Here is a 14,201-nt window from a genome sequence, read left to right as displayed (position 1 = left end):
GGAGGGTTACCTGCAAGGGCACGGGCAATCGCAACTCTTTGCTGCTGTCCTCCTGAAAGTTGGCTTGGCAAATGGTTCATCCGGTCATTGAGGCCGACCTTTTCTAGACAGGCATTGGCAACTTCTTTTCTTTCCTTTACACTTACACCTCGGTAAACAAGGGGAAGTTCGGCATTTTCCAGCGCCGTCAATTTCGCTAACAGGTTAAAGTTTTGAAAGATAAAGCCAATTTTTATGTTTCGAATGGCGGCTAGCTCATTATCTTTCATCTTTTCTACTTCTTTTCCATCCAAAAGATATTCGCCTGTGTCGGGCTTGTCGAGACAGCCAATCATATTCATAAACGTAGATTTCCCTGAACCAGAGGGCCCAATGATAGAAACGAAATCCCCTTTATTTATTGTAAAACATACATCTTGCAGCGCCTTGACGGTTTCACCGCCCAATTCATACGACTTGGACATGTTTTTAATTTCAATGATGGGTGTCGGCATGTTACTGACCTCCCCTGCCGCCGCTTGGCATTTCATTGCCGCCCGGCATTCCGCCACCGCTCGGTATTCCAATTCCACCACCGCTTTGGCCTCCTCCCATTCTACCGCCACCTGTAGAGCTTTCATTGGAAATGGTAATAGGCAAGGAAACATACTGACCCTCTTCAAGTCCAGATGTTATTTCGATATACTTATCATTACTAATACCCGTCTTAACCACTGTCTTTGTAGTATTAGTTGTTGCATCTTCTGTTGAAGCAGATTGTTGGATATTCACATACTTCTCTTCTCCATCGATTTGGACTGCCTCAATTGGAACATAAAGAACATCTTTTACACTATTCGTCACAATACTCACTTCTGTCGACATCCCAATTTTTATATCTCCTGGTTTGTCAATTTTAATCGTCACATCGAAAGAAGAAACACCATTCTCATATGTACCTTCCTTTGCTACACTTGTTACTTTCCCTGTGAATGTTTCATCTTCAAAAGCACTAGCTGTAATTTCAACTGTTTGTCCTTTCTTAACACTTGAAACATCTAATTCATCAACACTGATCGTTGTTTTTAATTTTTTATAATCCGTCACATGGGCAACCACTTCACTACTTGAAACACGATCCCCTTCTTCTACTTCCAACGTAGTTACTGTTCCATCAAATGGGGCAGTTATTGGGTCACTTCCATCCGTGAAGGTAATAAGTTCATCACCTTTTTCAACTATTTCATTTTTCTCTACAAGGACTTCATCGACTTCATCCGTTACGGAAGATGTGATGTCCTCGCTATTTATCGCAGCAACCGAACCAGAACCACTGATTTGAACTTCAAGGTCTCCCTTTTCAACTGTAGTTGTCATCGCCTTAGCAATAACGGGCTGACCATTGTCCTTCATAAAGAACCAAATGCATCCCCCTATAGCTAGCACTAAAACTGCCCCTATCGTTATCCATTTTTTCATCATTTTGCTCCTTTCAGATTTCCTTCATTGAAATCAGTATCACGAAAGAAGCTTAATTTTTCCTTAAGGATTGTTTTTAATTTTCATGGAAGACTGTGTTAAGCAAACGCTTCCCTTTTCATTACCTTTTTAATAATTAACACTACGTCGGACGAAAAAATATTTATTTGAAAATTTTAAATTTACAATATATTCTAATAAATATATACTAAAACTGTTATCAGATACATTGAGTAATGAAAACCAAATTCATATTCAAAGGGGGAACCACATTGGCATTGAACGATTCAGGAGCAAAAGAATCTCAAGTAAGCGCCTCCACGGATTACACCCAGATTGTCCAATCACCATCATTTCAAGAACTCCTAAGAAAAAAACGCAATTTCATCGTCCCACTTTCCATTTTTTTCATGGTCTTTTATTTCACCTTACCTATCTTAACTTCCTATTCTAAAGTTCTTAACTCTTATGCCTTTGGAGCAATCAGCTGGGCTTGGATCTTTGCCTTTGCGCAATTTATCATGACATGGACCCTATGCATTCTCTACTCCAAGAAGGCTGCGACTTTTGACCAATTAGTTGAAAAAATCGTGAAAGAAGCGAAAGGGTAAAGGTGAATATACAATGAATACACTTGCTTTTATTTTATTTTTAATCATTGTTGGTTTAACATTAGTCATTACCTACTTTGCTTCACGTCGCACTAAAACAACGGCTGACTTTTATACGGCAGACAGCAGCCTTACTGGATGGCAAAATGGCTGGGCTATTGCCGGTGATTATATGTCCGCCGCTTCATTTTTGGGAATCGCTGGAATGGTTGCGCTCGCTGGATTTGATGGTTTTTTCTACAGCATCGGTTTCCTAGTCGCTTACCTGGTCGTTCTTTATATCGTGGCCGAGCCGCTTCGTAACCTTGGTAAGTACACACTTGCAGACATGATTGCTGCACGTTTTAATGAAAAGAAGGTGCGTGGTGTCGCTGCCCTGAATACCATTTCCATTTCAACCTTTTATATGATTGCACAGCTTGTCGGTGCAGGTGCCCTTATAAAGCTATTGCTTGGAATCGATTATCTATACTCCGTTATCATTGTAGGTATTTTAATGACCGTCTACGTCGTCTTTGGAGGTATGACTGCTACCAGTTGGGTACAAATCGTAAAAGCTGTTTTATTGATGGCTGGGACATTCATTATCTCGGTTATTGTACTGGCGAAATTCGACTTTAGCGTGATGGAAATGTTCAGGCAGATGAAAACAGCAACTCCTCTAGCCGGGGATTTCCTCAATCCTGGTAACAAATTTAAGGATCCATTGGATACCTTATCACTCAATTTAGCACTTGTACTCGGTACAGCTGGATTACCTCATATCCTGATTCGTTTCTTTACGGTAAAAGACGCTATCACCGCTAGAAAGTCCGTTGTATATGCAACTTGGATCATTGGAATATTTTATATCATGACCATTTTCCTTGGCTTTGGAGCAGCAGCTTTCGTTGGATACGACAAAATCATTGCCTCGAATGCGGCTGGAAATATGGCCGCTCCATTGCTTGCCGAAGCTATTGGTGGTGACTTCTTATTCGCATTTGTGTCAGCTGTTGCTTTCGCTACTATTTTAGCGGTTGTCGCAGGTCTCGTTCTATCCGCAGCCTCTGCATTTGCCCATGACTTTTATGGCCATATTATTCGTAAAGGTCAAGCCACTGATAAAGAACAAGTGGTTGCTGCTCGTTGGGCATCGATCGGAGTATCCATTCTCTCCATCATCCTTGCTTTATTTGCTCAAAACATGAATGTAGCCTTCCTTGTGTCACTTGCCTTTGCCGTCGCTGCCAGCGCCAATCTACCAATTATTATCTTCACGGTATTTTGGAAACGTTTTAACACAGCTGGAGCTGTCACAGGTATGCTCGTAGGGCTGATTAGTTCTTTATTACTTGTGTTTCTAAGCCCTAATGTCTGGTCTCCAGTAGAGAACGCGGCTATATTTGTTGGGGAACCACTATTCCCACTAGCTAACCCTGGCATCGTCTCCATCCCAATTGGTTTTATCGCTGCAATCGCTGGAACACTGTTATCCAGCAAAAAAGCTGATGCCAAAAAATATGACGAAATCGTGGTAACAGCTAACACGGGAATAAAAGATTCTATTTAAGGTTTTTTGACCTATTAAAATTTTATAGTGTAATTATGAGAAGTATAATCCTTTTATCTTCCCAATCAATATAAAAGGAGAGGCAGCTATTCCTAACTGCCTCTCCTTTTTCTGCATCTCAATTATAAAATTATGTTCTCTACCTGTTTCTCGAAGATTGAAAACCCTCAGGTTTAATTCTTAAAGCAATAAAAAAGAGGGATAAAGATATATCTCTTCTTTCCCTCTAGTTTCTCATTCTCAATTTCCTTCTATTATATTTAGTTATCAACTGATTTATAACTTCTGCAAAGATCAGTCCCAACGCAATCGCCCCTGCCAGCATGAATGCCTTGGTAGCCAACTGAACAGCTATATTAAAGTCGTTTTCTACAAAATGCTTCATTGCGTCATAAGACAAACCCCCTGGTACGAGCGGGATGATTCCTGAGACATTAAAAATCGTGATTGGTGTTTTATACCTTTTAGCAAAATACTGACTGATTACTGCTACGATAAATGCAGCAGCTAGCGTTGCAATTATGCTATTTATCTCATTTTCGACCAAAAAAAAGTATAAAGCCCACCCTAACATCCCTACACAACCACATTGAAACAATGAATTTTTCGGTACATTAAAAATGACTCCAAAGGCGGCTGAGGCAATGAAACTTGTAATAAGCTGTGCAAACATCCTTCTTCCTCCCCTAAAATCATAAAAGAACAAATGCGACCGATATTCCTGTTCCAATGGCTAAAGCAGTTAAACCTGCATCTGCCCCCTTGGACAGACTGGAAACTAAATGCCCTGCAATTAAATCCCTGACCGCATTCGTAATTAAAAGTCCTGGCACTAGCGGCATCACCGCTCCAATAATTATAGTGTCCAAGTTACTACCCACACCGATTTGGACAAACAACATTGCTACTAATCCCACTACTAGTGAGGCTATAAATTCAGCAAAAAAGCGAACCTCCAATAACCAATGCAAGTAAAGCAGACAAGAAAATCCAAGTCCTCCGGCTATACAAGACCAGATAAAATCACTCCATTGCCCTTGAAACATGATTAAAAAACAACCGCTCGCAATAAAGGCAGCGAAAACCTGAACCCACAAGGGATATCCCATACCTGCCTTTTCAATTTGTTTTAATCGGGAAAAAGCTTCCTGTGGCGTCATTTCCTTACTAGAAATGCTTCGAGATATACTGTTAACAAGCGTTACCTTGTGTAAATCCGTGGAACGCTGGGAAACTCGAATTAATTTTGAGGCTGGGTGCATACCATCCAGAGAAAAAATAATCCCTGTTGGCGTTGAAAAGCTGTGTGAATCCTCGCATCCAAATGCAGCCGCAATTCTGACCATCGTATCTTCTACCCGAGAGGTTTCTCCTCCGTTTTGAAGCATTATTTTCCCCGCAAGCAAACATACATCTATAATTTCATTGTAATGTAACTGATCATTCATTATATCCTCTCCATCACTTTTAACGTACGAGCTTATATCGGGTAACAAACTTACCAGTTTAAATCCATCTCATAATAGCCCAATTTTCATGAAAAGGATATAAAAATATTTCCTCATTTAATTAATTATTTCCACCTATGTCGTTCTGACTGTCTTAGTTCCAGTATTCCCTTTATTCAATGCTAAAACCGCTTAGGTAATTGAATGATTCGTTAGTTCTTAATTGTTCACTAGGAGAGGTATAGATCAGCAACACTTTTTCTACAATAAAAAAGGAATGCGGCACAAAACCTGCATCCCTCTTTATTGTTAGTTATTGCTGACTCTTTTATATTTTGTTAATTTCACCGAGTTTGAATGTACCAGTGCCATGCACTACAATATTGGTACGTTGCACTGGAATTTAAGACGCCAGCATCTACCTCTATAATACTTTTTGAATAAACGCATCTACTGTTTTATTAAACAAACCACTTTCTTCTATAAAAGGGCAATGACAACTATCTTCAAAAATAACAAGTTCAGAATTCGGAATGTTCTTCTCCAAATGTACTCCTGCCGCAACAGGAATGACCTTTTCATGCCTTCCAAAGCAGAGAAGTGTAGGAACGGTAATTTCAGGCAGGAAATCACGATAGTCAACAATTGATTGATCAAATAGGATGGCACTGGCAATGGATGCCGGCATTTTCGTTACTTCCTCAAGCATCCAGTTTACATCCCCTGCAGATAATTCATCTTTAAACATAGATGTAAGAAAGCCTTGTAAAAAGAGGGAACGATTCGTTTGAATCTCAGTCATGAAGGTAATCAATGTGTCGATATCAAAAGCCCCAATATCAAAATCGGGCCATTTAAAATCTGATGCCAATTCATCCACAATTACAATTGAATGGACATTATCCTCGCCGAATTGCTTGAGATAATCCCATACGACGAAAGCCCCCATAGACCAGCCTACTAGTATGACATCCTTTAATCCTTGTTTATCAATGAACGCATGAAGATCTTTTGCATAAACAGAGACCGTATTTCCGTTATGAACGTGGGTTGACTGACCATGGCTTCTTAAATCAAGTAAGATAGTTCTGTACTTCTCTGAAAAGTACGGAAGCTGTCTTGTAAAGAACCGACTACTCATCCACACTCCATGGATAAAAATAATCGGCCTCCCTTGACCCTTTTCTTCATAATATAACTGGACGTCCTTTTCAACCTCAATAAATGCCATCGTATCCCTCCTCCACAACATTTTCACAAAAAATTCCTTCTTAATTATTTATTGCGTTTCATCTTTTAACATTCCTTCCTATAAAAAAATATTGTCAAACTTCATTCTAGAGCTGATAATGAAGTTTAATATTTATTGACACCTTCATCCTGAAAGGACGGAATTTTTCATGAAGAGCTTTTTTAAAAACTATCGATCCTCTTTAGTATTACTCTCTGCAATTATTATTGGTGGGATAGCGGGCGTCGTTTTCGGTGAGAAAACCTCAGTCATACAGCCTCTAGGGGACTTATTTCTAAATCTAATGTTCACAATCATCGTTCCATTGGTATTTTTCAGCATTTCTTCTGCAATTGCTAATATGAGCGGGATGAAGCGTCTCGGGAAAATCATGGGCAGTATTGTTGTCGTTTTTCTGACTACAGCCGCTTTAGCTGCCGTAATTGGTTTTATTGGGACAACTATTATTAATCCTTTGGAAGGCACTGATACGACAGCTATTAAAGAACTGATGGAAAGCAGTTCCTCTGAAGAAACCATTGAAGAAGTTTCTTTCCTTAGTCAACTGGTTAATACTGTAACCGTGTCCGATTTTCCAGAACTGTTTTCTAGAAGCAATATGCTTCAACTTATCGTTTTCTCTGTATTAATTGGATTATCCACCGCACTGGTCGGCGAGAAAGCGAAACCGATTACTGAGTTTTTAACAGCGGGTACAGCTGTTATGATGAAGATCGTAAAAATTGTTATGTACTATGCACCAATCGGACTTGGCGCTTATTTTGCGGCTATTATCGGCCAGCTAGGACCACAGATTTTAGAAGGCTATGCACGTGCCTTCATTCTTTATCTAGTTTTAGCTTTAATTTATTACTTCGGCTTTTTCACCCTATATGCCTTTATCGCCGGTGGGAAAGAGGGAGTTAAACTATTTTGGAAAAATGCCTTCACACCATCTATTACAGCCATTGCTACCTGTTCAAGTGCCGCGTGCATTCCGGTCAATTTGGAAGCCGTCAGAAAAATGGGTGTGCCAAAGGACATCGCAGAGACGGTCATCCCGCTTGGAGCTAACACTCACAAAGATGGTTCTGTATTTGGCGGGGTGTTAAAAATTGTTTTCCTATTCAGCTTATTTGGCAAAGATATGACAAGCATCTCCAGCATTTTAAGTATACTGGCTGTTGCCTTTTTGGTCGGCGCTGTTATGGGGGCCATTCCTGGAGGCGGTATGATAGGAGAAATGTTGATTCTAAGTGTATTCGGCTTTCCTGTTGAAGTTCTGCCGATTATTGCTGTTATCTCCACGATTATCGATGCACCTGCTACACTACTTAACTCAACAGGAAACACCGTTTGCACAATGCTTGTCACACGACTGGTCGAGGGGAAAAACTGGTTAAAACAGGCATTTGTTAAGGAAGATTCTGTGGTGTGATTATCTGATATCGAACTGACTCCAAGACAATCTGGAGTCAGTTTTTTTACTATTTTCAAAAATTGTCTTTCTAGTAGTTTTTTAATCGGCAAGGAGTTCTGTATCCTTACATAGAATTAAAGAATGAGGAGGGATTTAATGTTAAAATGGTTGCCTGCTGTAATCCTTTTCATGGGACTGCTATATATTTTCTTTATACCTGAAGAGCCTTTAGTAATAAAAATTCTTTTCAAGATTATTCCTATGTTATTGATTTTGCTTTATGCCTACACGAAAAATGAGGGAAAACGGACTCGATATCAATTCTTAATTCTTCTCGGTTTACTCTTTTGCATGCTTGGAGACGGCTTGTTGATCTGGTTTGTCATTGGTCTTTCCGCCTTCTTAATCGGTCATCTTTTCTATATTGCCGCATTCCTCAACACATGGAGCTTTTCATGGATCCGATTTGCAAGCATTCTTCCCATTGCTGGTTATTCCACTTGGATAGGCCGTGAAATTGTACTTTCTTTGATTGAAAAAGGTGAAGACAGCCTAATCATTCCTGTCATTTGCTATGTTACGGTAATTTCTCTCATGGGATGGGCGGCATTTATGACCGGAAATGTAGCCGCCATTATTGGGGGGCTGCTGTTCGTCATTTCTGACTCCATTTTATCCTGGAACAAATTTGTTGAAGATATTACCTTTTCTGGCCCACTGATTATGTTAACCTACTATACAGCTCAGTTTTTCATCGCTAACAGCATCAGTTCGAAACCTGCTTTCCTTTCATCGAGCAACCGGAAAAATGGGCGAGCTATCGCCAGCAAATTCTGAGCTAAGCCGTTCCACATGAAACAATTCCCCACAAATAAAAGGCATTCACAGTTCTAATTAAACTGTGAATGCCTTTTTTCATCCATTAATTTTCTTAATGAAAACTACTTTTAAATAGTTACCTTCCTTATAATCCGAACTTGTTTTAAAATCTGCCGGCAATGAAAACTCTTCCATAAGTTCATATTTACCATCCATTTCTCTAAAGGCTGCCTCAATAAAGCTTTTAAATTTCTTCATGTCAAACGTACTGCAGTTGGTTGACGCTATAATGACCCCATTGTTTTCTGTTATGGAAATAGCATCCTTCAATAGATTCGTATAGTCTTTTCCGGCACTGAAGGTGAATTTCTTTGACTTGGCAAAGCTGGGTGGATCAAGAATGACCATATCAAATTTCAGAGCCTTCTTAACTGCATATTTAAAATATTTAAATACGTCCATCACGACGATATTCTGCGTTTCAGGATCTATCTCATTCACACTGAACTGTTCAATCGTTTTCGGTAAACTGCGATTCGCCAGGTCCACACTAGTCGTTTTAGCGGAACCGCCTAAAGCAGCAAATACAGAAAATGCTCCAGTGTAAGAGAACATATTCAGCACGGTTTTTCCTTTTGCATATTTATCTCGAATCGTCCTTCTAACCTCACGCTGATCAAGGAAGACACCGACCATGGCCCCATCATTCAAATAAACAGCGAAACGGACCCCATTCTCCTTGACAAGAAGCGGAAATTCCGGCTGCTCCCCCATAACAAAATCGTCTTCATCTACATATTGACCCTTTGTATCAAAGCGTTTCTTCTGATAAATGGACTTGACCTCGACCGTATTCTGCAGGGCCTTAATGATATAGTCTTTAAACGAATATATCCCTTTGCTGTACCAGCTAATGACGTAGTGACCATCGTAATGATCGATAATTAAGCCGCCAATCCCATCTCCTTCTCCATTGAACAAGCGGAAAGCAGTAGTTTCTGTATCTTCAAAAAATGGCTTTCGGTAATCATACGCTGTTCTGATTTTTTCATTGAAAAATGATTGATCAATTTTATCATTCTCCTTTTGAGTCAATACCCAGCCATAGCCTTTATTCTGTTTCCCATAATACCCCTTTGCTAAAAACCGATTGTTCTCGTCAACCAAACGCACTAAAGATCCCTCATCTTGAAGGTCATTGAGATTGCCAATCGACTCTTTCGCAATCAAGGGAAAGCCTTTGGCGATTTTATTTGCAAACTTAGCTTTCACTTTTATATCTATTTCTTTTCCCATATATATCATCCTATCTATGCAATTGCTTTCCTTCCCATTTTACCCTAATCCCTTTATAAATAAAAACCAGCCTGGTTCCTTCTCCAGGCTGGTTTCCTAAAAATCTTTGATTATGATACTTCTAAATGAAGATCTCCTGGTTTTACTTTACCCATCATCTTCAATACTCGATGTAAGGCGAGGGTGATTACAGCTGGCAAGACCATGCCCACCGCCACATAAACCAGGAACGTGTATAACCCTTGCCCTGTAATGATAGCAATCGGGGCAATCAATGAACTTAAGCCCATTCCTCCAAGCTCATACGGTACTTGGAAATCGAATGCCAACGTAGCGATTGGAGCACAAATGATTGCCGCTACAAATGGCGGGACGACATATAATGGTTTTTTGATTAAGTTAGGAAATTGAACTTTCGGCGTAACAACCATCTGTGCAAGGAACCCACCCATATCATTATCTTTATAAGACATGACAGTGAACCCAACAAATTGAACGGTACATCCGATTAAAGCTGCTGCACTAGAAACAGGATCTAACTGTAGGGCTATCGCTAGAGCAGCGGAAGAAGCTGGTGTCATCAATAATATACTCCATACTAATGCAATGACCATGGAACCAATTAATGGAGAACCTTCGACCTGCGCTGTAATTTGACTGCTTAACCATGTCAGGAAAGGTGTCGTAACAAGCGCTAGGCCATATCCAGAAACCCCACCGACAAGTACTGCAGCCAATGGAATGGCCATAATATCCAACTTCGTTTTACCAATTAGACGCTTACCTACATATGTTGCGATTAATGCTGCCAAAACGGCACTTAGTGGCTGACCCGTAACAATCGTAAAGACACCCTCAGCAGTTCTGTTAATGGCAGCGCCACCTACTGCACTTGAAGCCATGGCACTAAAAATAATTAATGAATTTCCTCCTAGCTGATAGGCGATACCTGCTCCTAAAGCTGGGGCTAGTAAGACCTTTGCGGCCCCACCTATTGCCAGGAGGACCTCCCAATCTAAATATCCCCCTATGGATTCAAACAATAACCCGATCCCTAGCGTAACCAAAACTGCATTAGCTATCCCTGTTGATGCCTTGTACATTCGATCGTTGATGTATTCTTTCCTGCTCACTTAATTTCCACTCCTTATTAATTATCAGAATATTCAATTTAATAAATAAAAAAAAATCCCTGTTATTTGGAAGGGTACACCACTTGTTTTTACTTAAGCGTCTTGTTATAAAGTTCACAAGCAAGGCTCAAACAATTCCACATAATCAATCCCACTAACATAATAAGAGAATAATAATATGAAGTAATTCATTTGAATTACTACTCATCTAATTCTCCGCCTCCGATAATGTCTGTTCGTATAATAACATGAATTTTCTGATAATGTAAGCAGTATTTTTATTCTAGTAAAATAAAAACGCTTACAAAAATGGAGTATATATTACTTTTATATACAATTAAATCTAATATTGTATTATTTTAAAATAAATTAATCCTTTTATTATTAAAAACTCTAAAGTATCTGCTTTTCAACCTGAATAGTCAGTACATTATTCCGATATAGGTTTCCAGTATTTACATCTCTTTTAATAAAGAAAGAGAACCCAATTAAATTGGATTCTCTTCTAGGATATGGTTTAAATGTAGATCTTTCATAAAGCTATTTAAAATTCCCATACGCCTAGCTTTTAACTTTTCTTCTATTGAAAACCTTCCAAAGTTGCAAAGGTGTCTCTCAGGAATTGATAAAATAGTTTCTCTGTTGGCATTAACTCCCTTTCAGTTGGAATAATAACACCTACAGCCCTAGTTACGGATGGTTCATCCAACGGCAGTCTAACTGTAAAACGAGGCAAGCTGTCAATCAGAGAGATTTCTGGTATTAAGGTTACGCCAAGTCCTGCTGCCACTAGACCTTTTATAGCATCAGTATCTTTTCCTTCAAATGCAACTTCTGGCTCGAAACCGTGCAGTTTACACGCCTTCATAACAATATCACGTAAAACATACCCCTTAGGATATACGATGAACGGATTTCCTTGAAGTTCATTTAAGCTTAATGACTTCTTCAAGGCCAAAGGATGGCTTTCTGACAAAAGAGCAACTAAGTTCTCAATAAATAGAGTTTCTCCGTGAATTTTCTTTTCGTTCATCGGTAGAGGCCCAATTAAGGCCATATTAATATTTCCTTTTATAACAGAATCGATCAGGTAGCGATATGAACCTTGTTTCAAGGTGAACTTCGCTTCCGGGTAAATCTCTCTGAAATCAGAAATAACCTTTGGCAATATATAGGAAGCTAAACTACTTGGAAAGCCAATACGAATTGTTCCTTTTTCCGGATTTAAGCTCTCAGCCAGCTCACGCTTTGAACGATCAATGATATCCAGAGCTTGTTCCATACTCGCTAGAAATGTATGTCCTATAGGCGTCAGCTTAATCTTCCGGCCTTCGCGGATAAATAAAGGCACACCTAATTCTTCTTCTAAGTTATAAATTTGACGACTGACTGCAGACTGGGCAACATGCAAAGCCACTGCTGCTTCCGTCATATGTTCCCGCTTTGCCACTTCAATGAAATATTCGATTTGTCTTAATTCCAATGTAAGCTCCTTCTTTCATATCAAAACAGCATGTTATTTATCTAATATTCAGATTGTTTCTTTCAAATTTAAATTATATCATGAAATTATCACATAAAAACCTATATATATATTCAAATATATTTTCATGACTTTATTACCAAAAAAGGGGAGGAAAATTAATGTCAACGACACATGAAGTTGAGCAAGAGGAATTACATGTTGCCAAAGAGTTTGTAAGTCAAGTATACGCACAGGTAAAGGAGCGTAATCCTCACGAAAGTGAATTCCATCAAGCCGTAAAAGAAATATTTCTTTCATTAGTACCAGTATTTACAAAACACCCTATTTATATGAATAGTGGGATTTTAGAAAGACTCGTTGAGCCAGAAAGAATGATTACCTTCCGTGTCTCTTGGGTTGATGACCTAGGAAATGTACAAGTCAACCGTGGTTTCCGCGTGCAATTCAACAGTGCTATTGGGCCATTTAAAGGCGGTCTACGTTTTCACCCGACAGTAAACTCAAGTATTATCAAGTTCCTTGGTTTCGAGCAAATCTTTAAAAATTCTCTTACAGGACAGCCAATTGGCGGAGGAAAAGGCGGATCTGACTTCGATCCAAAAGGAAAATCAGACGCTGAAATCATGCGTTTTTGCCAAAGCTTCATGTCAGAACTGGCTCGCTATATCGGTCCGGATACAGACGTACCGGCTGGGGATATCGGAGTAGGGGCTAGAGAAATCGGTTATCTATTCGGTCAGTATAAAAAGATTCAAGGAAGCTACCATGCGGGTGTTTTAACTGGTAAAGGCATAAGTTACGGCGGAAGCTTAGCCCGTACAGAAGCGACTGGATACGGGACGGTTTACTTTGTCGAAGAAATGCTAAAAGACAAAGGATTACAGTTCCATGGTAGCACAGTTGTTATTTCAGGATCAGGTAATGTATCCATTTATGCCATTGAAAAAGCTACACAGCTGGGCGCTAAGGTTGTTGCATGCAGCGACTCTAATGGCTATATATATGACAAAAATGGTCTGAACCTAGATACAGTTAAACGTTTAAAAGAAGTAGAAAGAAAACGTTTGAGTGAGTATGTCGATGCTCATCCCGAAGCTGAATACAATGAAGGAAGCTACGGAATTTGGTCTGTACCATGCGATATCGCCCTTCCTTGTGCAACACAAAATGAAATTGATGAAGAAGCAGCAAAATTGCTTGTTAAAAACAACGTGAAAGCAATCGGAGAAGGTGCTAACATGCCATCAACTCTTGAGGCTATTGACGTATTCCTTAATAATGGCATCCTTTTCGGACCAGCCAAAGCCGCTAACGCAGGTGGTGTTGCCGTTTCTGCACTTGAAATGGCCCAAAACAGTGCTAGAATGCCTTGGACATTTGAAGAAGTCGATACAAAACTACACGGTATCATGAAAAACATTTATAAAAACAGTGTAGAAGCAGCCGAAGCATACGGTGAACCTGGTAACTTAGTTGTCGGAGCCAACATTGCTGGATTCCTAAAAGTAGCAGATGCTATGCTGACTCAAGGCATACTCTAATAATAAGTTAAATTTCAGGAGGCGGTCCCAACATGGGCCGCCTTATTTTTTGTACAAGAGTAATTACATCTTCTGCAGGTAATCGTTCATTTCAATCCGTGCTGAATAACCTTAAAATCCTCTTTCCACTACTTAAGTCCCTAAACGTAAAAAGTTCACATCCTAATAGTAGTGAACGTTAAATTATAACCGTTCAATATATTCAC

Annotated in this window: 13 protein-coding genes; 5 read left to right on the top strand and 8 right to left on the bottom strand. The window is 39.5% G+C overall.

What is annotated here, in order from left to right:
* Together AC1DUW_RS02525 and AC1DUW_RS02520 are read right to left on the bottom strand one after the other, a co-directional pair.
* Positions 1-494, bottom strand: a 494-nt coding sequence (locus tag AC1DUW_RS02525) for an ABC transporter ATP-binding protein (RefSeq protein WP_477641941.1), incomplete at its 3' end; no start/stop codon positions are given.
* A 1-nt stretch (position 495) separates the two neighbouring features.
* Positions 496-1,461, bottom strand: a complete 966-nt coding sequence (locus AC1DUW_RS02520; RefSeq protein WP_477641940.1) for an efflux RND transporter periplasmic adaptor subunit — start codon at positions 1,459-1,461, stop codon at positions 496-498.
* 332 nt (positions 1,462-1,793) lie between these two features.
* Here AC1DUW_RS02520 and AC1DUW_RS02515 point away from each other — a divergent pair, with 332 nt between their 5' ends.
* Positions 1,794-2,069, top strand: coding sequence for a DUF485 domain-containing protein (locus tag AC1DUW_RS02515; RefSeq protein WP_377375636.1), 276 nt, complete (start codon positions 1,794-1,796; stop codon positions 2,067-2,069).
* 13 nt (positions 2,070-2,082) lie between these two features.
* Positions 2,083-3,621, top strand: coding sequence for a solute symporter family protein (locus AC1DUW_RS02510; RefSeq protein ID WP_053348364.1), 1,539 nt, complete (start codon positions 2,083-2,085; stop codon positions 3,619-3,621).
* A gap of 226 nt (positions 3,622-3,847) precedes the next feature.
* Here AC1DUW_RS02510 and AC1DUW_RS02505 read toward each other — a convergent pair whose 3' ends face one another.
* The 3 genes from AC1DUW_RS02505 to AC1DUW_RS02495 all read right to left on the bottom strand — a co-directional run bounded on the left by AC1DUW_RS02505 (position 3,848) and on the right by AC1DUW_RS02495 (position 6,300).
* Positions 3,848-4,294 (bottom strand): threonine/serine exporter family protein, encoded by a 447-nt coding sequence (locus AC1DUW_RS02505; RefSeq protein ID WP_053348363.1) that lies wholly within the window; start codon positions 4,292-4,294, stop codon positions 3,848-3,850.
* Positions 4,295-4,313: 19 nt separating this feature from the next.
* Positions 4,314-5,069, bottom strand: coding sequence for a threonine/serine exporter family protein (locus AC1DUW_RS02500; protein ID WP_053348362.1), 756 nt, complete (start codon positions 5,067-5,069; stop codon positions 4,314-4,316).
* 424 nt (positions 5,070-5,493) lie between these two features.
* A complete protein-coding gene (locus AC1DUW_RS02495) occupies positions 5,494-6,300 on the bottom strand; it encodes an alpha/beta fold hydrolase (RefSeq protein WP_053348361.1) in 807 nt (268 codons plus the stop codon).
* Between the two features lie 169 nt (positions 6,301-6,469).
* Between AC1DUW_RS02495 and AC1DUW_RS02490 the strand changes: the two genes are divergently transcribed.
* Both AC1DUW_RS02490 and AC1DUW_RS02485 read left to right on the top strand, forming a co-directional pair.
* Positions 6,470-7,738, top strand: a complete 1,269-nt coding sequence (locus AC1DUW_RS02490) for a dicarboxylate/amino acid:cation symporter (RefSeq protein ID WP_053348360.1) — start codon at positions 6,470-6,472, stop codon at positions 7,736-7,738.
* A 138-nt stretch (positions 7,739-7,876) separates the two neighbouring features.
* On the top strand, positions 7,877-8,557 hold the full coding sequence (locus AC1DUW_RS02485; RefSeq protein WP_053348359.1) for a lysoplasmalogenase: 681 nt from the start codon (positions 7,877-7,879) through the stop codon (positions 8,555-8,557).
* Between the two features lie 78 nt (positions 8,558-8,635).
* Here AC1DUW_RS02485 and AC1DUW_RS02480 read toward each other — a convergent pair whose 3' ends face one another.
* The 3 genes from AC1DUW_RS02480 to gltC form a co-directional block, all read right to left on the bottom strand.
* The gene (locus tag AC1DUW_RS02480) at positions 8,636-9,835 is read right to left on the bottom strand and encodes a class I SAM-dependent rRNA methyltransferase (RefSeq protein WP_477641939.1); all 1,200 of its coding nucleotides are present in this window, start codon (positions 9,833-9,835) and stop codon (positions 8,636-8,638) included.
* A 110-nt stretch (positions 9,836-9,945) separates the two neighbouring features.
* Entirely contained in the window at positions 9,946-10,938 is a 993-nt protein-coding gene (locus tag AC1DUW_RS02475; protein ID WP_053348846.1) for a PTS sugar transporter subunit IIC, read from the bottom strand.
* Between the two features lie 610 nt (positions 10,939-11,548).
* Positions 11,549-12,451: a glutamate biosynthesis transcriptional regulator GltC gene (gene gltC / locus AC1DUW_RS02470; RefSeq protein ID WP_477641938.1), complete on the bottom strand. Its 903-nt coding sequence runs from the start codon at positions 12,449-12,451 to the stop codon at positions 11,549-11,551.
* Between the two features lie 161 nt (positions 12,452-12,612).
* On the opposite strand from gltC, the gene gdhA reads away from it, so the two are divergent.
* Positions 12,613-13,995: an NADP-specific glutamate dehydrogenase gene (gdhA, locus tag AC1DUW_RS02465; protein ID WP_477641937.1), complete on the top strand. Its 1,383-nt coding sequence runs from the start codon at positions 12,613-12,615 to the stop codon at positions 13,993-13,995.
* Positions 13,996-14,201 lie beyond the last annotated feature (206 nt).

This window comes from Peribacillus sp. P4_C12, from assembly GCF_056402095.1.
The sequence above is the reverse complement of the archived record's forward strand: the minus strand, read 5'-3'. Positions and strand labels throughout refer to the sequence as shown.